The following is a 21,644-nucleotide window of genomic DNA, read 5'->3' as shown; positions in this document are numbered from 1 at the left end:
AAGTGGCTAAATCAAATGTGAGGTATTTCCTTGCAGGTTTCTTATCATTTGCCATTTGGGGGATGTTTTCTATCCCCCTTCGTAATTTAAAAGCATACCCGTCCCAGGAAATTTTGTACTACAGGATTTTCGTCTCATTGGTTTGCATCTGGCTGGCAATTCTTTTGTTCAGAAGAAAAGAACTTAGGTGTGATGTGGATTTTCTTGCAAGTTCAACAGCTTCTGAACGCATCAGGATTGGACTTCAGATACTCGTTTCCACGTTGTTGCTTACTGGGAATTGGTATACCTACATTTATGCGGTTAATCATGTCAGCCTCCAGTCCGGTGCATTCGCTTATATGGTATGCCCGTTAATCACTGCCTTTGGTGGTTTTATCCTACTGAATGAGCAGCTTTCTAGGTTAAAGCTGATCTCTCTGGGAATTGCGTTGTTAAGTGTCATATTGCTCGGAACGGGCTCCCTGATTGAAGTCCTCTGGTCCGTCGTTATTGCCACTTTGTATGCACTATATCTCATCATGCAGCGCAAAATGCAACACTTGGATAAGCTAAACCTACTTGCTTTTCAGATCGTGCTTGCAGCTATTCTTATATTGCCATTTTATCTTTCCAAACACAATGCTGTGCCTATCGAGCCTTGGTTCTGGGGTAATATTATTATTGTGGCCGTTGTATTTACCATCGTCCCACTGTTTCTGAGCCTATATGCGCTTATAGGCATTCCTTCATCAAGTCTTGGTATCATCATTTATATTAATCCAATTATTGCGTTTGCTGTCGCTATTCTCTATTTTGGTGAGCATCTGGACTCTGGCAAAATGATTGCGTATGCATTTTTGGCAGTTTCCGTTATCGTATTTAATTGGGGCATGCTAAAAGATATCCTTACATTTAAGAGAAAAATCAGTTAAAGTTTTGTTTGCGGCATCATTAGATACGACTATAGAATTTCTTAAGGGCGTTGGTCCCAAGCGTGCTGAGCTTCTTCAAAAAGAACTTGGCATTTATACCTATGAGCAGTTGCTTAATTTTTTTCCTTTCCGATACATTGACCGTACGCGGTTTTATAAAGTGAAAGAGCTAAACCCCGACTTGCCTTATGTTCAGATCCTGGGTCGGATTACCGGAAAGGAGCAGATTGGGGAGAAGCATAAAAGGCGGATTGTGGCACGTCTTACGGATGAGACCGGATCTATAGAGCTGGTCTGGTTTCAGAGTCTGAAGTGGGTGGACGAAAATGTCATGCGTGGCAAGGTCTACATTGTCTTTGGCAAGCCTACCCTCTTCAATGGGAGTTTCAGCATTTCGCACCCGGAGTTGGAGCCCTATCCAAGGCCAACAACCATGACGGGCAATCTTCGGCTCCAGCCGGTTTATAATTCTACCGAGAAGCTTAAGAAGTTCTTTCTCGATAGTAAGGGCATTCAGAAGTTACAAACGCTGATTATAGAACAGCACTTATCCGAAATTAGGGAAACATTACCTATGCCTGTACTGCAGAAATATCAGATGGTATCCCGTAAACAGGCACTGTTGAATATTCACTTCCCAAAGGATGTGGAGGCGCTAAAAGCAGCAGAACGCAGACTTAAATTCGAGGAGCTGTTTTTTATCCAGCTGCAACTGTTGCATAACAAAAAACTGAGGGAATTGAAGTTTAAAGGACATCGGTTTGAGGCTGTCGGATCGAGGGTAAATACCTTTTATAAGGATATTTTGCCCTTTGAAATGACAGGAGCGCAGAAGCGCGTGATTAAGGAAATCCGTATGGATACTCAGCGCGGCATTCAGATGAACCGGTTGGTTCAGGGAGATGTTGGCAGCGGGAAGACTGTGGTCGCCCTCATGAGTATGTTGCTGGCTAATGACAATGGCTTTCAGGCTTGCATGATGGCACCAACTGAAATCCTGGCACGACAACATCATGAGTCAATTACCTCATTGCTGGACGGAAAGTTGTCAAAGGTTGCAGTGCTGACAGGTAGTACAACTAAAAAACAGAGGACAAAACTTCATGCAGAACTTCAGAATGGTGAAATTGATATCCTCGTGGGTACCCATGCACTCATAGAAGATAAAGTTGTTTTCAAAAACCTGGGCATGGTGGTCATTGATGAGCAGCATCGTTTTGGTGTGGAACAGCGTGCGAAGTTATGGCGTAAAAATACCGTTCCTCCACACATCCTTGTCATGACAGCAACACCCATTCCACGTACATTGGCCATGACACTCTATGGCGACCTCGATGTGTCGGTAATCGACGAACTACCTGTTGGCAGAAAACCCATCGAAACGCGTCATTTTTTTGAAGGGCAACGGCTCCGGATGTTTGGGTTCATGAAAGCGGAAATCGCTAAGGGGCGGCAGGTATACATTGTGTATCCACTAATTAAGGAGAGTGAGAAGCTTGACCTTCTTCATCTGGAAGCTGGCATCGAACAGATTAGCGATCAGTTTCCGAGGCCCGAATATCAGATCAGCATTGTGCATGGAAAGATGAGTAATGCCGATAAGCAATTTGAGATGCAGCAGTTTATAGATGGCAAGAGCCAGATCATGGTGGCCACAACTGTTATCGAAGTAGGCGTAAATGTGCCGAATGCATCCATTATGGTCATTGAGAATGCCGAGCGTTTTGGACTGTCGCAGTTACACCAGCTTCGTGGCCGGGTGGGGCGCGGGGCTGAACAGTCCTATTGCATCCTCATGTCGGGCAATAAACTCAGTGCAGATGGGCGACTCCGTCTGGATACCATGGTGAAAACCAATAACGGCTTTGAGATTTCAGAAATCGACCTCCAGTTGCGCGGACCAGGGGACATCACCGGGACACAGCAAAGTGGTGTATTAGAGCTTAAACTGGCAGACCTTGCTACCGATCAGTTGATTTTGCAGGAGGCCAGAAGTACTGTGATGGATATTCTGAATAAAGATCCACAACTGGAAGACCCCGCATACAGCCTGTTGAAAACATACCTTGCTAAACGAAGCAGAGGGATCGCTTTCGATAAAATCTCTTAGAGATTTTAATCTTCGTCTGAACCTGGAAGTGATCCTGATCCTGAATAAGCACCTTTTCTGATGATCGGCATTTTCAGGTATTTATAAAGTTCATCCAGGTGCATCAGACTGCCGTTGGTTAGATTTCCCAGAAAGATGACCACGATGTTTTTCTGTGTATCACGGACATAGATGTGCCTGAAGCCATGCCACCATCCAGTATGGTATACCACTTTTCTGCCATTCTCGCCGTCAAACATCCTCCAGCCATAGCCGTAGTTAAAGTGGCCGTTCACAGGTTTATTGTGTCCTGCATAAGCGGAATCCAGGCTTTCTTTTTTTAATAATCTTCCGTTTTTCAGTGCTTTGTCGTACAGAACAAGGTCGTGCACCGTACTGTAAATTCCTTTATCGCCAACTGGGCCATCCAGGAAATTTTGTACTACAGAGTAGCGCCAGGTGCGGTCGTGGCCAACCACATCAACAGGTATTTTCGGATATACTGTGGTGGAGTAAACATGCGTATTTTTCATCCCTGCAGGTTTGAAAATGTGTTCCATCATGTAGTCCGCATACGGTTTTCCTGTTACTTTTTCGATGATGGCCGCAAGGACCATGTAGTTAGAGTTGTTGTAGTGGAACCGTGTGTCAGGCTTGGCGTAACGGTTGGGTTTATGTTCGGCAATAAGGTTCATGACGTCCACATTGCTCATTGGCTTTTTCTTGTCCTTCCAGATGCCATCAGTAAAGTATACATAGTTCATCATTCCGCTGCGGTGTGTAAGCAGCAGCTTCACATTGATCCCTTCATAAGGGAAGTTGGGGTAGAACTTCTTGACGTCGTCTGTCAGGTTTAATTTTCCTTCTTCCACGAGCTGCATGATTGCAGTGCCGGTAAAGGTCTTGGTGATGGAAGCCAACTCAAACTCTGAGTTGATTTTCAAGCTGTCGCGATGGAGGTAATCCGCCCAGCCAATGGCTTTTTCATAAATGATCTTATTGTCTTTAGCCACCAGCATATTGCCATTGAAGCCATATTTTTTATGTAGGTTTTGGACAAAGTCAGCTATAAACTTATCGCCCTGTGCCGGATTATAGACCAGTAAAAGGCTGTCCGCTTTGTCGTCATCTTTTGTGCGCTCTTTGCTGGGCACCGCCGGCGTTTTCGATTTATTGGAATTAGAGCAGGCGGTAAATAAAAAAGCGGCCATCACAGCGATGGCTAAAATATTACGATAAGTCATGAGGTGTGTTGTACTTTTTAAAAGCCCGAAAAATAAGGATAATTAAGGTTCTAAACGTAAAAGAGTTTTAAACATTGCCGTTTTTTTCATTTGAGAAACAGCTTTTTAGGTGCTCATGAAATAATATGCTCAAGGCCAGTTCTATAAGTTTTTTGTAAATGATGGTTTTTTTATACTTGTATTAAACATCTGACAATAAAGCCACCTTTAAAAGTATAAAAACTCTAAATTTGCGAGGTAAAACAACATGAGCAAATATGAATTTTAGAATCGAACACGATACTATGGGCGAAGTACAGGTGCCCGCAGACAAATACTGGGGTGCGCAGACTGAACGTTCACGTAATAATTTTAAGATAGGTCCTGAGGCGAGCATGCCAAAAGAAATCATTCATGCATTTGGTTATTTAAAAAAGGCCGCTGCCCTGGCCAATGCAGAACTGGGGGTGCTTAGTCAGGAAAAAGCTGATTTGATTGCCAAAGTATGTGATGAGGTAACAGAAGGAGCACTGGACGACCAGTTTCCCCTGGTGATCTGGCAAACAGGTTCCGGTACACAGAGCAACATGAATGCAAATGAAGTCATTGCTTACAGGGCACATGTACTTAATGGTGGTGAGCTTACTGACGCAAACAAAGTATTACACCCCAATGACGATGTAAATAAATCGCAATCTTCCAATGACACTTACCCTACAGCCATGCACATTGCGGCTTATAAACAGGCTGTAGAAATCACCATTCCGGGTCTTATGCAATTACGTAATACGCTGCATGCGAAAGCGGTAGAGTTTTCCCATATTGTTAAGACCGGTCGTACACACTTTATGGATGCGACACCGCTAACACTTGGTCAGGAATTTTCAGGATATGTTCAGCAGATCGACAACAGCATCCGGGCCATCAAAAATGCATTGGTTATGATCAGTGAGCTTGCTCTTGGCGGCACCGCTGTCGGTACAGGATTAAATACGCCGAAAGGTTATGATGTCCTGGTGGCGGCAAAGATTGCTGAGTTGACCGGTCTTCCTTTTGTCACTGCACCGAATAAGTTTGAGGCGCTTGCTGCCCATGATGCCATGGTAGAACTTTCTGCTGCGTATAAACGTACTGCCGTAGCTCTGATGAAAGTTGCCAATGATGTGAGGATGCTCAGCTCTGGTCCGCGTTGCGGAATCGGTGAGATTATTATTCCTGACAATGAACCCGGTTCATCTATCATGCCTGGTAAAGTTAATCCTACCCAACCGGAGGCGCTTACGATGGTTTGTGCGCAGGTGATGGGTAACGATGTTACGGTAGGTATTGGTGGGAGTAATGGTCATTTTGAACTCAATGTGTTCAAGCCGGTCATTGCCGCTAATGTATTGCAGTCGGGTAGGTTGATTGGAGATGCCTGTGTTTCTTTCAGTGAGAAATGTGCAGAAGGAATCCTTCCAAATCTCCCTGAGGTTAAGAGGCACCTTGAAAATTCCTTGATGCTGGTTACCGCACTTAACCCTCATGTGGGCTATGAAAATGCAGCAAGGATTGCGAAGAAAGCGCATAAAGAAAATAAAACACTAAAGGCTGCAGCAGTAGAACTGGGTTTACTAACTGCTGAACAATTTGATCAGTGGGTGCGTCCGGAAGATATGGTAGGTAGTTTAAAATAGTCAGTAAATGCCCTTGATACAACGATTGATGTGTTACCTGCTGTTCTTTACAGCAATGGCGGTTTCCTGTACCAGGTTGCCGAACGTTCAGGGAGAAGGGGAGGCCTTTATACAGGGAGTATGGAATCAGGATAGTGTAGCCAATTCGGGAAAGTTGCTCAACTACACACAGCATAAATTTAAGTTTACCTGTGACTCTTTCTACGTAGATTTAACCACGCACTCGAAGGTAAACTACTATGCTGATTCCTGTTTTAACAACGGACTTTGGAAGGAGTATGCCAAAGGTGTATACGAGGTACGCAACGACAGCCTGATCCTTGAGGGTACCTATACTCATGCCAGCTATAAGCAGAAACTGACTGGCTGTTATAATATCGGTCGCTACATCAAGAGTTTTCACATCCGGGCCTTCAAGCCGGATTCTTTATTCCTGGAAAATACCAGCGATCAGCGGGAATGCAACCTGGTATTAAAGCAGAAAGTCGTTTGTGAGCCAAAGGAACTTTAAAATTTAAGATTAATTGATGAAATTAAGATTCATAAAAAAAATGACAAAAGCCCTCTTAATTGTAGGGTGTATGACCTGTCTGCCATTACATGCAAATGCCTGGGGTATGCTCGGGCACCGCATTGTTGGTCAGATCGCGGAAGCTCATTTGAGTAAGAAGGCCCTTAAAGGGGTAAAGGGAGTATTGGGCAATGAGACGCTGGCCATGGCTAGTAATTGGGGTGATTTTATCAAATCGGATACATCTTATAACTACTTGTACAATTGGCATTTCGTAAACCTGCCGGCGGGACTGGATAAGCAGGGTGTTTTTAATGTGTTGGACAAAGTGCAGGAACCCAACGTTTACAATAAGGTTCCGGAGATGGTCGCCATCCTTAAAGACAATAACAGTTCCGCGGAACAAAAAGTATTTGCCATGCGGATGCTGGTACACCTGATCGGTGACCTCAACCAGCCCATGCATACTGCAAGAAAAGATGATCTGGGAGGGAATAAGGTTGCTGTTACCTGGTTTGGTGAAAAGTCGAACCTTCATAGGGTGTGGGATGAGGGCCTGATCGAATACCAGCAGCTCAGCTATACCGAATATGCAAAGGCGATTGATTATCCATCAACGGCACAGCTGGCCTCTTGGAATGGACTGTCATTAAGAGACTATGTTTATGGCTCCTACGAGGCTTGTAATCAAATCTATGCAAAAACTAAGGGCGATGATAAACTGAGTTATCAATATAATTTTAACTTTTTAAAGTTGCTGAATGAGCAATTGCTGAAAGGAGGCATCTGCCTTGCAAATGTGTTGAACGAAATTTATAAATAGGCATTGATGAAGATTTTGATGGTTTGTCTGGGCAATATCTGCCGTTCTCCGCTTGCGGAAGGGGTGATGAGACAACTGGTTGCTGAAGCAGGCCTCGACTGGCAGGTTGCATCTGCCGGCACTGGAAACTGGCATGTCAGCCAGCCTGCAGACAAACGGAGCATTGCCGTAGCCAGGGACTTTGGTTATGATATTTCGAAACAAAGAGCACAGCAATTTAACCAGGAAATGTTTGAGTCCTTTGACCACATCCTGGTAATGGATAGAAATAACCTGCGCGATGTACTTCGTATAAGTGACCATCCGGAATACCGTAGAAAGGTGATGTTGTTTTTGCCTGATGAACTGGAAGTGACAGATCCTTATTTTGACGATCAGCTTTTTGAACCTGTGTTTATGCAGATTGAAGAACGCTGCAGACAATTGATAGAAGAGATCAAAGCGAAATCCGAATTATAGGCTGCAGATATGGCGATATCAAAACTCCCCTTTCAGTCCCATAGGTTAGGGGCTTTGAAAGGGGAGTTGTTTTTAAAAAGGATTTGTCAAATCAGACACCAAACTCTTTATCAAGATAATCAGATACCTTAACGATGGCGTCATCGATTGTGTTGCTCAGTATGGTGATGAACGAACCTGGACGTGCCGTTGCAATGATGTACTTCAGTGCTTCTTCGCCGTTATTATTGATGATTACATCCATCTCCGGTTTCACCTCGCGGATACCCTGAAGCAGAAGGTCGATAAGTTCCTGTTGTTTACGACCACGGAGGTATTTTTCCTGGCAGATGATGATCTTATCGAACATTTCTGCAGCCGTTCTGGCAGTTTCAAGAATGTCGGAATCCCTCCGGTCTCCAGTTGCCGAGATGACACCAATATGTTCCGTGGCGTCTATCGATTTAAGGTAGGTTTTGATGCCCTTAAATCCTGCAGGATTGTGTGCGAAGTCGACCAGAATTTTAAACTCTTTGAACCTGAACGTGTTCATCCTCCCTGGAGTCTGTGCGGCCGAAGGAATGAAAGTTTCCAGTGACATCCTGATGTCCTCGATCTTATAACCCCACAGGAACGTTGCCAGTGTAGCGGCAAGGACATTCTGGATCATAAAATCTACGCTTCCACCAAAAGTAAGCGGAATGTGTGTCACTTTCTCGACCCTGATTTTCCAATCGCCCTTTTTAATGGTGATGTAACCATTTTCATATACAGCGGCAATGCCTCCTTTTTTGCAATGTTCCACAATCACTGGATTGCTTTCGTCCATGCTGAAATAGGAAACGTTGCAATCTGCATCGGCAGCAATCCTCACGCAGTGTTGATTGTCTGCATTCAGTACTGCCCAGCCGCTTCTCTTCACCGCACGGATCACTACTGCTTTCACGCGTGCGAGGTCACTCAGGGTATGAATGTCGGAAATCCCAAGGTGGTCTTCCTGAATGTTTGTAACCACGCCAATGTCGCACTTATTAAAGCCCAGGCCGGCTCTGAGGATTCCGCCCCTTGCGGTTTCCAATACTGCGAACTCTACCGTTGGATCTCTGAGGATAAACTCTGCGCTGACCGGCCCCGTGGTATCTCCCTTCATAAGTAAGGTGTTTTGCACATAGATCCCATCAGAAGTAGTAAAGCCCACTCTGGTGCCGTTGCTCTTTACAATATGGGAGATGAGTCGGGTCGTAGTGGTTTTTCCATTTGTTCCTGTTACGGCGATGATGGGGATTCTGGCTGATTTCCCCGGCGGATATAACATGTCTATTACAGGGGCCGCAACATTTCTTGGAAGGCCTTCACTTGGTGCAAGGTGCATCCGGAATCCTGGTGCAGCATTGACTTCAAGTATCACTCCTCCATTTTCCGGAAGTGGTTGTGTAAGGTTTTCTGCCATGATGTCAATACCACACACATCAAGTCCTATAATTCTGGAAATCCGCTCACTCATGAAAATATTTTGGGGATGGACCAGGTCGGTCACATCAATAGAGGTTCCTCCGGTGCTCAGATTTGCCGTAGATTTAAGGTAAACGATCTCCCCCTGTGGTGGTACGGTGTCAAGTGTGTAGTCTTTTTTAGAAAGCAGGTCAAGCGTATCTCTGTCGACGATGATTTCCGTCAGTACATTCTCATGACCGTAACCTCTTCTTGGGTCACTGTTTTCTTTATCAATCAGCTCCTGTATACTTTGTTGTCCATTTCCGGTAACATGAGCAGGCACACGAAGTGCTGCGGCCACCATTTTATGGTCAATCACCAACACCCGGAAGTCGTAGCCACTGATGAATTTCTCGATGATGACCTTGCGGGAATATTTTTGTGCATATTCAAATGCAGCTTTCGCTGCGTCATCTGTTTTCACGTTGATGCTCGCTCCTTTACCATGATTGCCGTCCAGAGGTTTGAATACCAGTGGATAGCCCACTTTCGATATAGCATCCTGAAGCTCACTGATGTCAGCAATGGTTAACCCTTTGGCCACAGGAATTGCAGCATCTTGGAGCAATCTTTTTGTTTCATCTTTATTCCCGGCGATGTCCACCGCAATGGAGTTTGTCCGTTCTGTCATCGTGGCCCTGAAGCGAACCTGATTTTTCCCATAACCAAGCTGTACCAGCGAACTTTTGTTTAGTCTGATCCATGGAATGTCCCTGGAGATGGCCTCGTCGACAATTGAGCCTGTGCTTGGGCCTAGCCGCTCCATCTCCCTAAGCTCCCGCATGCGCTGGATATCCTCTTCCAGTGGGTATTCCTCTCCGTTGATGAGAGCTTCCGCAATTCTTACTGCAGATTCTGCCGCAAAAAGACCGGCTTTCTCCTCAAGATAACTAAACACCACATTGTAAATTCCCTCGGTTTTGGTCTGCCTTGTGCGGCCAAATCCGGTATCCATGCCAGCGAGCGTCTGGATTTCCAGGGCGATGTGTTCAATTACGTGACCCATCCAGGTACCCTCCTCCACCCGTGCCAGAAAGCCACCTGGCACTCCTTTAGAACACCTGTGGCTAAACAGGCTTGGAATTAATTTTTCTATTCGGCCAGCAAAACCGTCGATGACGTTCGTTGGCTTTTGCTCCATCTCTTCAAGATCCAGACGCATCTGGATCAGTTTTTTTCTGTTAACAGACCAGATGTTTGGTCCACGGAGCACCTGTATGCCTAAAATTTTCATGCTGAAATTAGTTGTTTTTTGTTGATAGTGACCATATTATGGAAGTCTTGTTGGGCTGTTTTATAAGGTCAAAATGGAGATATTAATGTATACATATTTTTCTGAAATTACATGATCACTCCAAAGGATTGTTAAGTGGTATTTGCTGAACAAATAATGCGCCATTCAGTAATAAAAAAATGGTGGTGAAACTCATTATTAATAAAAAAATCGCAGATTTTATTCTAAGGAATATATATTTGGAATTATTGGTAATGTAAATTGTTAAAATGACTCCAAAAGGTAAACTAATAATTATAGGTGGTGCGATAAATACGGGTAGTTTCACGGAGACAACGTTTGGACTTCCTCAGAACATGAATTTTTTCGAGCGTGGGATTTTAAAAAGAATTACTACAGAATCTTCAAAAAACACGGCATCACGTTTTGAGATCATTACCACAGCTTCTCTGATTCCTGAAAAGGTCGGAGAAGAATATGTTAAAGCTTTTGCACAACTCGATGTACATGATGTTGGTGTGCTGAACATTTGTAGTCGTGAACAGGCGAATGCGCTCGAAAACAGTGAGCGCGTAAAAGCCGCCGATGTCATTATCTTTACCGGTGGTGATCAGCTGAGGTTATCTTCCATTTTTGGAGGTACAGCCATTCACCAAATTCTGCTGGAGAAGTATGCGCATGAGCCTATTGTTATTGCCGGGACTTCAGCTGGTGCGGCTGCGAGCTCTAAGAACATGATTTATCAAGGAAGTAGCAAGGATGCTTTGTTAAAAGGAGAAGTAAAGATCACCGGCGGACTTGGGTTTATAGACGGGGTTATAGTAGATACACATTTTGTACAGCGTGGCAGGATCGGCCGGTTGCTCTATGCAACAGCAAGTAACCCCGGAATCCTGGGGATCGGATTGGGCGAAGATACCGGACTATATATCTCCGGAGGCAACACCATGGAGGCCATTGGCTCCGGCATGGTGATCCTTGTAGATGGGCGTAACATGGCAGATACCAACCTTACTGATGTTGAGATGGGTCAACCGGTTTCCATCAGTAACATGACGGTACATACGATGTCTGATGGAGATGTCTATGACCTTGCCACCCACAAACTGACCATTCATCATCCGAAATCCATTTCAATAGGCTAAAAAATGAAAATTATCATTCACGGTGGCTTTTTTAGTGAGTCTGCTACCAATCAGGAAACAAAAAAAGCAAAACAGGATGCGTTGTCTGAGATTGTTTCCAAAGGATACACCTATCTTCAGGAACATACTGCAGTAGAAACGGTCGTATATGTCGCCGGGTTATTGGAAGATAACGACTTGTTCAATGCAGGATTGGGTTCGCAAATCCAGAGCGATGGTAAAGTGCGTTTGAGCGCTTCTCTGATGGATGGAAAAACACAGCGGTTCAGTGGTGTGATCAATATAGAAGATGTTAAAAATCCGATTCGGGTTGCGGAACAATTGATGGGATATGATGATCGCGTGCTAAGTGGGGAAGGGGCATTGGCCTTTGCCCGCAGCAAGGGGTTTGATTTTTATGATCCCATTACACCACAACGCAGGGCAGAATACCTTCATAAGAAGCAGCAAAACTCAGGTATGGGTACAATTGGCTGTGTTGCGCTGGATTCGGCAGGAAACCTGGCTGCGGCGACCTCTACGGGTGGGAAAGGGTTTGAAATCCCATGCCGTGTGAGTGATTCCGCAACAGCTGCCGGTAACTTTGCAAATGAACATGCGGCTGTATCCTGTACAGGTGTTGGCGAAGATATCGTAAGCGCAGCCCTCGCTGCAAAGATTGTTACCAGGGTAACTGATGGTCTTACATTGAAGGCTGCCTGCGACAAGTCTTTTCAGGAGTTCGCCGCAATTGATGGTTTTGCTGGAGTCATCGGCATCACAGCCGAAGGGGAGTGTTATCATACAGACTCCCATCCATATATGGTATGGGCATCTTTTGATGTTAATTTACAGGTGTTTAGCTAAATTTGTTATATATTTATAAAATGAACAAAATTTGTTTGGTGGTCCTATGTCTGTTGATGACAACCAAGGTCTTGCCACAGAGCAGCAGTTTTATTCCTCAGGAGCCTCAGGAACCTTCTGGAGCGGTAACGATTGCTTCTTCCAGTCTGGAAATTGCTGACGGTAATCTCTATTTTGCTGAGGCAGAAAAAAACGAGCGTCGTGGTGACCTCAACGATGCAATTACACTTTATGGTAAGGCTGCATTTGAATACAATAGCTCCAAGCTGTTTTCCCGTTATGCAGAGGCACTGATGCGGTTGAGCAATGTTCATTATCAGCTTTCGCATTATGGAGAGGCAGAACAGGTAGTACTCAATGTGGCGCTGAAAACTTACTCGCGCTTAGGCAGTAAGGCAGGACAGATGGATTCCTATAGTCAGCTTGGGAAAATCTACCTAGCTTCCAATAAACTGACTCAATCCCTTTGGTTTTATACCCAGCAGGGAATCCTGGCAAAACAGGTAAACAACAACACTGAGTATATCGAATCTGTGCTGGGAATTGCGAATGTTAAGATAAAGAAAAAAGAATATGTAATGGCACTCCGGGACCTCAACCGTGCTGAACTGCTGGCCAGGTCGTCGAACAACTCCAGTTTCAAAATGAGAATAAGAGATGCCAGGGCCCTAATCCCCTCGAAAATAGCAAATAAGACCTAATCTTTTTGCCCTCAAAATTATCGGCTTAGTGATAGTTTTTTGTATAATTTTTTTAACTACTTTTGGTAAGTTTACAGAAAAGAGACGGTAATAATACTGTCTCTTTTCTGTTTATTCGTGATATTGGTATCATATTAGTTGTGGATTAAGAAATGGATTTTAAATTATTCAAAGAGATGTTAAAAAGAATATTACTGGTAACCTTTACCGCAGCTGTTTTAGCCTGTCAGGCTTCACCAAAACCTCAGCCTCAGGTTCCTGGTGTGATCAATATTGTTCCTGATGAGAAGCAATCACTGGTTTGCAGAGAGGTCGTGGGCTTGATTGAAAACTATAACTATAAAAAGATTAAATTAAATGACTCCATATCATCTCTGATACTGGATAAATATGTGAAAACACTGGATCCTTCCAGGAATTATTTTACGGCGTCCGACATTAAGGAGTTTGAGCAATATAGAAATTCGTTGGATGATGATTTCAGAAATGGGGACCTGAGTGCTCCTTTTTATATCTTCAACGTTTATCTGAAGCGTTATAATGAATGGATTGCTTATGCAACTACGCAAATCAACGGTAAATATGACTTCACAAAAAATGAAACTTACGTTTATGATCGTGAGAAAATGCCTTGGGCAAACTCCACAGGAGACCTGAACGGCATCTGGAAACAACGTGTAAAGTATGAACTGGTGAACCTGAAAATTGCCGGAACTGTTGCCGACAAAAATGTTGAAACACTCGGCAAAAGATACCAGAGCCTCAAGACACAAATTTCTAAAATCAACAATCAGGATGTTTTTCAAATTGTGATGGATGCTTTTACGGAAACCATTGATCCGCATACCAACTATTTTAACCCTACAAATGCACAGCAGTTTAATGAGGACATGGCCCGCTCATTCGAAGGAATTGGTGCCAGGCTGCAACTTGAAAACGAGGTGCTTAAAATTGCTGAGGTCATTCCCGGTGGCCCTGCATTTAAAAGCAAATTGCTGAGTGCGGGCGATAGAATTGTTGCTGTAGCCCAGGGTAATGGTGAGTTTGAAGATATCATTGGCTGGAGAATTGAGAATTCCGTTTCAAAAATCAAAGGACCTAAGGGCACAAAAGTAAGATTGAAAATTGTCCCTGTAGGTAAAGAGATGTCTTCTAAGCCTGTTATCATTGAGCTGACAAGAGAGAAGATCGTGATGGAAGAGCAATCGGCTAAGAAGACAGTTAAAACGATCCAGTCCAACGGACAGCCTTACAGAATAGGGGTCATTACGGTCCCTGCATTCTACGCAGATTTTAAAGCAGCAAATGCGGGTGATCCAAATTATAAGAGTACTACAAGGGATGTCAGGTTACTGATCGACACCCTGAAAAATAAGGATAAGGTCGACGCTATTGTAATGGATCTTCGCGCAAATGGTGGCGGTTCTTTGGTGGAAGCCATTGATCTCACTGGTTTGTTTATTGACAGAGGTCCAGTAGTACAGGTAAGAGACATCAAAAATGACGTCGAAGTAAACGAAGATCAAAATGCAGGAGTGGCCTGGAGCGGTCCTTTCGGTGTGATGGTTGACCGTTTGAGCGCTTCTGCTTCAGAAATCTTTGCAGGTGCAATACAGGATTATGGCAGGGGTATCATCATGGGTACTCAAACTTATGGCAAAGGTACCGTACAGTCATCTATCGACATGAATCGCGTAGTGAATCCCTCAATCCTTCAGCGCATTGCAGCCCTTGTAGACAAGAAAAACAGTATTGCCGGAACAACAAAGGAAACTACCCCGCAACTGGGACAGATTAACCTCACTATGGCAAAGTTTTACAGGGTAACCGGTAGCAGTACTCAACATAAAGGAGTAATGCCGGATATCGAATTTCCTTCACTGTATCCTATGGATAAAATCGGTGAGGATACAGAGCCTTCTGCATTGCCATGGGATGAGATCCAAAAGTCTAACTTTACGGCTGTAGCCAATCTTAATCCTATAAAAACGGATCTGGTAAGGTTACACAAAGAGCGTATGGCTAAATCTCTTGACTACAAAATGCTGCAGGAAGATATATCAGACATGAAGAAACGTGAAGGTGAGGTTTCTGTAACACTAAATGAGGCTAAGCTGAAAGAAGAGCGCGATGCAGCTGAGGCTAAATCCCTTGCGCGTGTGAATGAGCTGAGGTCTTCAAGAGGTCTTGCGAAGTTGAAAAAAGGTGATAAGGTGACAAAAGAAGAAAGTTTTGACTTCATACTTGACGAAAGTCTCCAGGTGGTAGGTGACCTGATCCAGAAATCAAATAAAGCGGAACTGGTTAAAGCAGCACCACAGTCTAACAAATTTTAAATCCATGATACTATAAAAAAACGGGCTGCAGAATTGCAGCCCGTTTTTTTATGCCTAATCTTTTAATTCAATCCGTCCTGTTCCCCTAAAGTGGAGCTGGTGTCCCGGGAAGTCGGCATTTGTTAGTGTACGTATCTTTTGAAATGCAGTATGATCATCATCCAGTGTAAGCCTGTTTAACTTGTCCTGTTTTACAGAAGTGACGTCCGCATACAGGAAGTCTCCTTTCTTGTTCAGCTTCAGTTGCAGAAGCGGCGCAAAGCCATTTGAGCCTTTCAAACTGAACATCCCATAAGTGCAGAAATTTCCCATACTGTAGGCAATGAACTTGTTTTTATAAACTTCCACTGCCCGGGTAACATGTGGGCCATGTCCAAGTACCACATCGGCTCCTGCGTCAATGACCGCATGAGCAAAAGCATAAACATTTCCCCGGTTTTCGCCATAGAAAATCTCATTCCGGCGCGGTACATGCTCAAACTTAGCCCCCTCTCCACCACCGTGAAAAGAAACAATGACAATATCTACCTGCGATTTTAGTCTGGCAACGAGTGCTGTGGCACTATCAGTTTTGTTGATGGATACCGTGTTTTCATTGGGCGCAAAAGCGCAGAAAGCATACCTGATGCTATCTTTTTCAAAAATCTGGAAAGGATGTGATTGTAATCCTGCATAATAGATCTGTAAGGAATCCAGAATTGCAGTGGTCCTTTGACGGCCCTTCAGGCCGAAATCACCAACATGATTGTTCGCGACGCTGAATAAATTAAACCCCGCCTCTTTTAGAATGCCTGCATAACGCTCGGGCATCCTGAAAGCAAAGCAGCTGTTGCTGTTTGGATCTTTGCATTTGGACGACTTGCCACCGTTCAGCAGGCAGCCCTCCAGGTTCCCAAACACCACATCGCCTTTCAGGAAATCCGACACCTCTTTAAAACTATTCACCGCGTCATCAGGTGGCAGGTTGGTTTTTGAGGGGTATGCAGAGCCAAGCATGATGTCACCAACAGCAGCAATGCTAATCGTGTCTTTTTTTAAGGAATCAGGAATGGTGTCTTTTAATGCAACGGGCTCCTGGGCTGCAATGTTGGTGTTTCCAGCACAGCTTAACAGTAGTAAGCCCGCCGCAAGGGACAACAGCAATGTATTTAATAATTTCATGTAAGATTGTTTTTGTCATAAAAAAAGTCCTCCCAGATGTTAGGAGGACTCGTATTGCATTCAGGCTTGTTTCTTTATTCTTCAATCAGATCGTTCTTGACCGGATCAAGGATTCTTCCGCCTTTGTAAAAATATCTTGAATAATAAGGTTCGTTAAGGTTGCTGATGACTACACCGCGGCTTGATGAAGCATGTGCAAATCGGTTGTCGCCAAGGTAGATCCCGATGTGGGTAATGCTGCGGCTTTTGATTTTGAAAAACACCAGATCACCTTCTTTCAGTTCATCTTTAGGCAGGGGGTCAACCATGCTGAAGATATCCCTTGAGTTTCTTAGGATGGTAGTGTTGAAAACTTTATCGTAAATGGCTTTTGTAAATGCCGAACAGTCGATCCCTCTCTTGGTGTTTCCACCGAAACGATAAGGAGTGCCTATCCATTCATAAATGAATTTGTAGAGTTTAACATTTGAAGTCGCATCCATCGCCACACCCATTACCTGGGAAAAATATTGAGAGGCCAAATTGTCCGGATCTTCTAGTTTATTGGTTTCTTTAGTTTTTGACTGTGCATTCACCGCCGTTACGCTGCACAAAGCAATTATGGAAAATAACAAAAACTTTTTTATCATGTTATACTGTTAAGTTTGGGTATTAGGCACTTACACTTAAACGTACACCACTAGGGCTTATTGTCTGGAGGCCAAAACTATGTATTTTACAAATGTTATCCAAATGTAAATTGTTAAAATCTAAAAGTTATCCACATTTCATTGTAACCTTAGTGTTCATTTTACATCTATTTCTTCGATTTGTTACAATAATAAACTAGATTTGCTCTCGTAAATAAAAAATCAATACCCAAAAATGAGTGCAGTAGAAATAAATAAGGATACCTATCTAAAGTGGTTTGAGTCGATGCTGCTGATGCGCAAATTCGAAGAGAAAACAGGTCAGCTATACGGACAACAAAAGATCCGTGGTTTTTGTCATTTATACATAGGCCAGGAAGCTGTAGTTGCCGGCGCAATCTCTGCCCTGCAGCCTGAAGATTCTATGATTACCGCTTATCGCGATCATGCTCATGCCCTGGCAAAAGGAGTGAGTGCGAACAGCATCATGGCTGAGATGTACGGAAAAGCTACCGGATGTTCAAAAGGAAAAGGTGGATCTATGCACATGTTCAGTAAAGAACATAACTTCTACGGCGGTCATGGTATCGTTGGTGGTCAGATCCCTCTGGGTGCCGGCATTGCATTTGCCGAGAAATATAAAGGCACAAAAAATGTAAATGTTTGTTATATGGGGGACGGAGCTGTTCGTCAGGGTGCTTTAAATGAAGCCTTCAATATGGCGATGTTATGGAAGTTGCCAGTGATATTTGTTTGCGAGAACAATGGTTATGCCATGGGTACTTCTGTAGAACGTACCACTAACATGACTGATATTTACAAAATTGGTCTTGGATTCGATATGCCTTGTGCTCCGGTAGATGGCATGGATCCTGTAGCGGTTCACAATGCAATGGATGAAGCTGCTCAACGCGCCAGAAATGGTGAAGGACCAACATTCCTGGAAATGAGAACGTATCGCTACCGCGGACACTCCATGTCCGATCCTGCAAAATACCGTACTAAAGACGAGTTGGAATCTTACAAAACAAAAGATCCGATTGAGCAGGTAAGAGAAACCATTCTGACAGAGAAATATGCTGACCAGGCCTGGATCGAAGAAATCGAAGCGAAGGTAAAACAGATCGTTGATGACTCTGTTAAATTTGCTGAGGAGTCTCCATGGCCGGAAGCTTCCGAACTGTATACTGATGTATATGTTCAACAAGACTATCCTTACGTACAAGATTAATTTTAGAACGCATTTCATTTATATAATATAGAATGGCTGAAGTAGTTAAAATGCCCAAAATGAGCGACACCATGACCGAAGGTGTGATGGCTAAGTGGCATAAAAAAGTTGGCGATAAAATCAAAAGTGGCGATGTAATGGCTGAAGTGGAAACCGATAAGGCGACCATGGATCTGGAGTCTTACTGGGACGGTACCGTATTGTACATTGGTGTAGAAGAAGGTAAAGCTGTTCCTGTTGATGCCATCATCGCTGTCGTAGGTAAAGAAGGAGAAGATTTCCAGGCTGCAATCGATGCAGAAGGTGGCGCTGCTCCTGCTAAAGAAGATAAGACAGCAGACAAACCTGCTGAGGCAAAAACTGAAGAAGCTCCCAAAGCAGAGTCGTCAGCAGCTGCTGTAACTGATGCTGATCTGGAGAAAATGGGCGTTACTGTAGTGAGAATGCCACTGCTGAGCGATACCATGACCGAAGGTGTGATCGCTGAATGGCACAAAAAAGTAGGTGATCAGGTCAAAAATGATGACATCCTTGCTGATGTAGAAACTGACAAAGCGACTATGGAAGTAATGGGTTATGCTGAAGGTACCTTACTCCATATTGGTGTTGAAAAAGGTGCTGCGGCAAAAGTAAATGGAATCATTGCGATCGTAGGCCCTGAAGGCACTGACATCAGTGGTATCCTTGCTCAGGGTGATGCTCCGGCAAAACCTGCTGCAGATAAAAAATCTGATGCACCTGTAGCCGAAAAAACGGAAGCTGCAAAGGCAGAAGAAGTACCAAAAGTGGCGACTGGATCGGATCGCGTAAAAGCATCTCCATTAGCTAAAAGAATTGCAAAAGATAAGGGAATTGACCTTGCTGAAGTAGCGGGTAGTGCTGATGGGGGACGTATCATTAAAAAAGATATTGAAAACTTCAAACCAGCTGCGAAACCAACTGAAGCTGCAGCTGCTCCTGCAGAAAAATCTGCGCCGGCTATTCCTCAATATATTGGTGAAGAGAAATTTACGGAGAAACCAGTTACTCAGATGCGTAAGGTAATTGCCAAGCGTTTATCAGAGAGCTTGTTTACTGCTCCTCACTTCTACCTGACCATGTCTATTGATATGGATGGTGCCATTGCTGCACGTACTAAAATCAATGAATTTGCTCCTGTAAAGATCTCATTCAATGATATGGTACTGAAAGCTGTCGCCATCGCCCTGAAACAACACCCTGCTGTAAACTCTTCATGGTTAGGTGATAAAATCCGTTACAATGAGCACGTAAATATTGGTGTGGCTGTTGCCGTTGAAGACGGACTGCTTGTGCCTGTAGTACGTTTCGCAGATGGCAAATCATTGTCGCACATTTCTGCTGAAGTAAAAGACTTTGCACAACGTGCCAAAGCAAAAAAACTACAGCCTGCAGATTGGGAAGGCTCGACATTTACCATTTCTAATTTAGGTATGTTTGGTATCGATGAGTTTACTGCAATCATCAACCCGCCTGATGCATGTATCCTTGCAATTGGAGGGATATCTCAGGTACCTGTAGTTAAAAATGGTGCTGTGGTACCAGGAAATGTAATGAAAGTAACCTTGAGCTGCGATCACCGAGTGGTAGACGGAGCAACAGGTTCTGCATTCCTTCAAACTTTTAAATCGCTGTTAGAAGAACCAGTTCGTTTATTGGTTTAACACAAATACATTTAAAATCTAAAAAGCTGCTTCGGCAGCTTTTTTTATGCCTGTTACTTTTTGTACTTTTGCGCCATGTCGAATATTAAACCTTCTTTAGTTAAAGGAACCCGGGATTTCTCCCCACAGGAAATGGTCAAACGCAACTATATCTTTGATGCCATAAAAACGGTATTCCTGAAATTTGGTTACGCCGAGATTCAAACGCCAACTATGGAGAACCTGAGTACTTTGACCGGGAAGTATGGGGACGAGGGTGATAAGCTCATCTTTAAAATCCTCAATAGCGGCGATTACCTGTCTAAAGCTAATCCGGAGCTGCTCGCAGCGGGCAATTCCAATGCGCTCACCTCATCAATTAGCGAGAAGGCTTTGCGCTATGACCTTACTGTTCCATTTGCACGTTATGTGGTGATGCACCAGAATGATATAACGCTTCCTTTTAAGCGTTTCCAGGTGCAACCGGTATGGAGAGCAGACCGACCACAGAAAGGCCGTTACAGAGAGTTTTATCAATGCGACGCGGACGTTGTAGGTTCGGATAGCTTGCTGAATGAAGCGGAATTTATTCTGATCTATCAGGAAGCATTGAGCGACCTTGGGTTAAAAGACTTTACCATAAAGCTCAATAACCGTAAAATCCTGACTGGAATTGCTGAGATCATTGGTAAGCCTGAGTTGATCATTGATATGACTGTTGCCATCGATAAATTGGACAAAATTGGTCTTGATGGTGTCAGTAAAGAACTTTTGGAGCGCGGTTTTACGGAAGGCGATCTGGAGAAACTAACACCTGTGATTTTGTTGCAGGGCACCAATGAAGCGAAGCTTGATAGCCTGCGCAAGGTCCTTGGTTCCTCTGAGGCTGGAATGAAGGGGATCGCTGAAATTGAAACGGTATTTGGCTACCTGGCAGCGCTACAACATCCCGATACAATGCACCAGCCAAACGTGGAGCTGGACATTACCCTTGCCAGGGGACTGAATTACTATACTGGCTGCATCTTTGAAGTAAAAACCAATGAGGCTACCATGGGTAGCATCGGAGGTGGCGGCCGATACGATGACCTTACTGGTATGTTTGGGCTAAAAGGGCTTACAGGAGTAGGGATTTCCTTTGGTGCTGACCGCATTTACGATGTATTGATGGAGTTGAATCTCTTCCCTGAATCTGCCGTGGCAGGTACCCGCGTGCTCATCAGTAATTTTGACGATGCTGCTGAACGCTACGCATTGCCTTTGTTACAACAGCTACGTGCTGCAGGTATCGCTGCAGAGTTGTACCCAGCGGCTGCGAAACTCAAGAAGCAAATGAGCTACGCTGATGCTAAAAATATACCATATGTTGTCCTGATTGGAAGTGAAGAAATGCAGGAGGGACTACTGACTTTAAAAGATATGCGGACTGGTCAACAGGAAAAACTGGCGATTGCAGAAATCATTACCCGGGTTGGACGTTAGTCCTCTCCGGGAAAAAAGGAAAGCGGCCCTTTCGTAATGGCTAAAAAAAG

At 44.1% G+C, this 21,644-nt stretch carries 17 protein-coding genes; 13 read left to right on the top strand and 4 right to left on the bottom strand.

Annotation, left to right across the window (positions count from 1 at the left end):
• The first annotated feature begins 2 nt into the window (after nt 1-2).
• Both PBAL39_RS07750 and recG read left to right on the top strand, forming a co-directional pair.
• Nucleotides 3-914, top strand: coding sequence for an EamA family transporter (locus PBAL39_RS07750; protein WP_039866235.1), 912 nt, complete (start codon nt 3-5; stop codon nt 912-914).
• Nucleotides 915-918: 4 nt separating this feature from the next.
• A complete protein-coding gene (gene recG, locus PBAL39_RS07745) occupies nt 919-3,024 on the top strand; it encodes an ATP-dependent DNA helicase RecG (protein ID WP_008240077.1) in 2,106 nt (701 codons plus the stop codon).
• A 5-nt stretch (nt 3,025-3,029) separates the two neighbouring features.
• Here the strand turns inward: recG and PBAL39_RS07740 are convergent, their stop codons facing one another.
• Entirely contained in the window at nt 3,030-4,247 is a 1,218-nt protein-coding gene (locus tag PBAL39_RS07740; RefSeq protein WP_008240075.1) for a serine hydrolase, read from the bottom strand.
• A gap of 257 nt (nt 4,248-4,504) precedes the next feature.
• On the opposite strand from PBAL39_RS07740, the gene fumC reads away from it, so the two are divergent.
• From fumC to PBAL39_RS07720, 4 genes are read left to right on the top strand one after another with little or no spacing between them, the layout of a single operon-like run.
• Nucleotides 4,505-5,902: a class II fumarate hydratase gene (gene fumC, locus PBAL39_RS07735; protein ID WP_008240073.1), complete on the top strand. Its 1,398-nt coding sequence runs from the start codon at nt 4,505-4,507 to the stop codon at nt 5,900-5,902.
• A gap of 7 nt (nt 5,903-5,909) precedes the next feature.
• Entirely contained in the window at nt 5,910-6,413 is a 504-nt protein-coding gene (locus tag PBAL39_RS07730; RefSeq protein ID WP_039866233.1) for a hypothetical protein, read from the top strand.
• Between the two features lie 40 nt (nt 6,414-6,453).
• Entirely contained in the window at nt 6,454-7,236 is a 783-nt protein-coding gene (locus tag PBAL39_RS07725; RefSeq protein ID WP_232282912.1) for a S1/P1 nuclease, read from the top strand.
• Nucleotides 7,237-7,242: 6 nt separating this feature from the next.
• Nucleotides 7,243-7,695, top strand: a complete 453-nt coding sequence (locus tag PBAL39_RS07720; RefSeq protein WP_008240066.1) for a low molecular weight protein-tyrosine-phosphatase — start codon at nt 7,243-7,245, stop codon at nt 7,693-7,695.
• A gap of 91 nt (nt 7,696-7,786) precedes the next feature.
• On the opposite strand, the gene cphA is transcribed toward PBAL39_RS07720, so the two are convergent.
• The gene (gene cphA, locus PBAL39_RS07715) at nt 7,787-10,402 is read right to left on the bottom strand and encodes a cyanophycin synthetase (protein ID WP_008240063.1); all 2,616 of its coding nucleotides are present in this window, start codon (nt 10,400-10,402) and stop codon (nt 7,787-7,789) included.
• Between the two features lie 269 nt (nt 10,403-10,671).
• Between cphA and PBAL39_RS07710 the strand changes: the two genes are divergently transcribed.
• From PBAL39_RS07710 to PBAL39_RS07695, 4 genes are all read left to right on the top strand, one after another.
• Nucleotides 10,672-11,547, top strand: coding sequence for a cyanophycinase (locus tag PBAL39_RS07710; protein WP_039866231.1), 876 nt, complete (start codon nt 10,672-10,674; stop codon nt 11,545-11,547).
• 3 nt (nt 11,548-11,550) lie between these two features.
• Nucleotides 11,551-12,393, top strand: a complete 843-nt coding sequence (locus PBAL39_RS07705) for an isoaspartyl peptidase/L-asparaginase (protein ID WP_008240061.1) — start codon at nt 11,551-11,553, stop codon at nt 12,391-12,393.
• Nucleotides 12,394-12,413: 20 nt separating this feature from the next.
• Nucleotides 12,414-13,094, top strand: a complete 681-nt coding sequence (locus PBAL39_RS07700; protein ID WP_232282911.1) for a hypothetical protein — start codon at nt 12,414-12,416, stop codon at nt 13,092-13,094.
• A 152-nt stretch (nt 13,095-13,246) separates the two neighbouring features.
• Nucleotides 13,247-15,430 carry a carboxy terminal-processing peptidase gene (locus PBAL39_RS07695; protein WP_008240057.1) on the top strand — a complete coding sequence of 728 codons (2,184 nt, stop codon included), beginning with the start codon at nt 13,247-13,249 and terminating at the stop codon, nt 15,428-15,430.
• 54 nt (nt 15,431-15,484) lie between these two features.
• On the opposite strand, the gene PBAL39_RS07690 is transcribed toward PBAL39_RS07695, so the two are convergent.
• Both PBAL39_RS07690 and PBAL39_RS07685 read right to left on the bottom strand, forming a co-directional pair.
• Entirely contained in the window at nt 15,485-16,591 is a 1,107-nt protein-coding gene (locus PBAL39_RS07690; protein WP_008240056.1) for a CapA family protein, read from the bottom strand.
• A 74-nt stretch (nt 16,592-16,665) separates the two neighbouring features.
• Entirely contained in the window at nt 16,666-17,220 is a 555-nt protein-coding gene (locus PBAL39_RS07685; protein ID WP_008240055.1) for a C40 family peptidase, read from the bottom strand.
• Nucleotides 17,221-17,455: 235 nt separating this feature from the next.
• On the opposite strand from PBAL39_RS07685, the gene pdhA reads away from it, so the two are divergent.
• From pdhA to hisS, 3 genes are all read left to right on the top strand, one after another.
• Nucleotides 17,456-18,451: a pyruvate dehydrogenase (acetyl-transferring) E1 component subunit alpha gene (gene pdhA, locus PBAL39_RS07680; RefSeq protein WP_008240054.1), complete on the top strand. Its 996-nt coding sequence runs from the start codon at nt 17,456-17,458 to the stop codon at nt 18,449-18,451.
• A gap of 32 nt (nt 18,452-18,483) precedes the next feature.
• Nucleotides 18,484-20,133: a pyruvate dehydrogenase complex dihydrolipoamide acetyltransferase gene (locus PBAL39_RS07675; RefSeq protein ID WP_008240053.1), complete on the top strand. Its 1,650-nt coding sequence runs from the start codon at nt 18,484-18,486 to the stop codon at nt 20,131-20,133.
• Between the two features lie 75 nt (nt 20,134-20,208).
• The gene (hisS, locus tag PBAL39_RS07670; protein ID WP_008240052.1) at nt 20,209-21,594 is read left to right on the top strand and encodes a histidine--tRNA ligase; all 1,386 of its coding nucleotides are present in this window, start codon (nt 20,209-20,211) and stop codon (nt 21,592-21,594) included.
• Nucleotides 21,595-21,644: the final 50 nt, after the last annotated feature.

Source organism: Pedobacter sp. BAL39 (genome assembly GCF_000170795.1).
Taxonomy (GTDB): domain Bacteria; phylum Bacteroidota; class Bacteroidia; order Sphingobacteriales; family Sphingobacteriaceae; genus Pedobacter.
This window is presented reverse-complemented; position numbering and strand designations above follow the sequence as displayed.

Coding starts and splice junctions, on each gene's coding strand:
- PBAL39_RS07700 (WP_232282911.1), top strand. CDS start 12,414: ATGAACAAAATTTGTTTGGTGGTCCTATGTCTGTTGATGACAACCAAG.
- PBAL39_RS07710 (WP_039866231.1), top strand. CDS start 10,672: ATGACTCCAAAAGGTAAACTAATAATTATAGGTGGTGCGATAAATACG.
- hisS (WP_008240052.1), top strand. CDS start 20,209: ATGTCGAATATTAAACCTTCTTTAGTTAAAGGAACCCGGGATTTCTCC.
- pdhA (WP_008240054.1), top strand. CDS start 17,456: ATGAGTGCAGTAGAAATAAATAAGGATACCTATCTAAAGTGGTTTGAG.
- PBAL39_RS07705 (WP_008240061.1), top strand. CDS start 11,551: ATGAAAATTATCATTCACGGTGGCTTTTTTAGTGAGTCTGCTACCAAT.
- PBAL39_RS07690 (WP_008240056.1), bottom strand. CDS start 16,591: ATGAAATTATTAAATACATTGCTGTTGTCCCTTGCGGCGGGCTTACTA.
- cphA (WP_008240063.1), bottom strand. CDS start 10,402: ATGAAAATTTTAGGCATACAGGTGCTCCGTGGACCAAACATCTGGTCT.
- PBAL39_RS07730 (WP_039866233.1), top strand. CDS start 5,910: ATGCCCTTGATACAACGATTGATGTGTTACCTGCTGTTCTTTACAGCA.
- PBAL39_RS07720 (WP_008240066.1), top strand. CDS start 7,243: ATGAAGATTTTGATGGTTTGTCTGGGCAATATCTGCCGTTCTCCGCTT.
- PBAL39_RS07675 (WP_008240053.1), top strand. CDS start 18,484: ATGGCTGAAGTAGTTAAAATGCCCAAAATGAGCGACACCATGACCGAA.
- PBAL39_RS07740 (WP_008240075.1), bottom strand. CDS start 4,247: ATGACTTATCGTAATATTTTAGCCATCGCTGTGATGGCCGCTTTTTTA.
- PBAL39_RS07685 (WP_008240055.1), bottom strand. CDS start 17,220: ATGATAAAAAAGTTTTTGTTATTTTCCATAATTGCTTTGTGCAGCGTA.
- PBAL39_RS07695 (WP_008240057.1), top strand. CDS start 13,247: ATGGATTTTAAATTATTCAAAGAGATGTTAAAAAGAATATTACTGGTA.
- PBAL39_RS07725 (WP_232282912.1), top strand. CDS start 6,454: ATGACAAAAGCCCTCTTAATTGTAGGGTGTATGACCTGTCTGCCATTA.
- fumC (WP_008240073.1), top strand. CDS start 4,505: ATGAATTTTAGAATCGAACACGATACTATGGGCGAAGTACAGGTGCCC.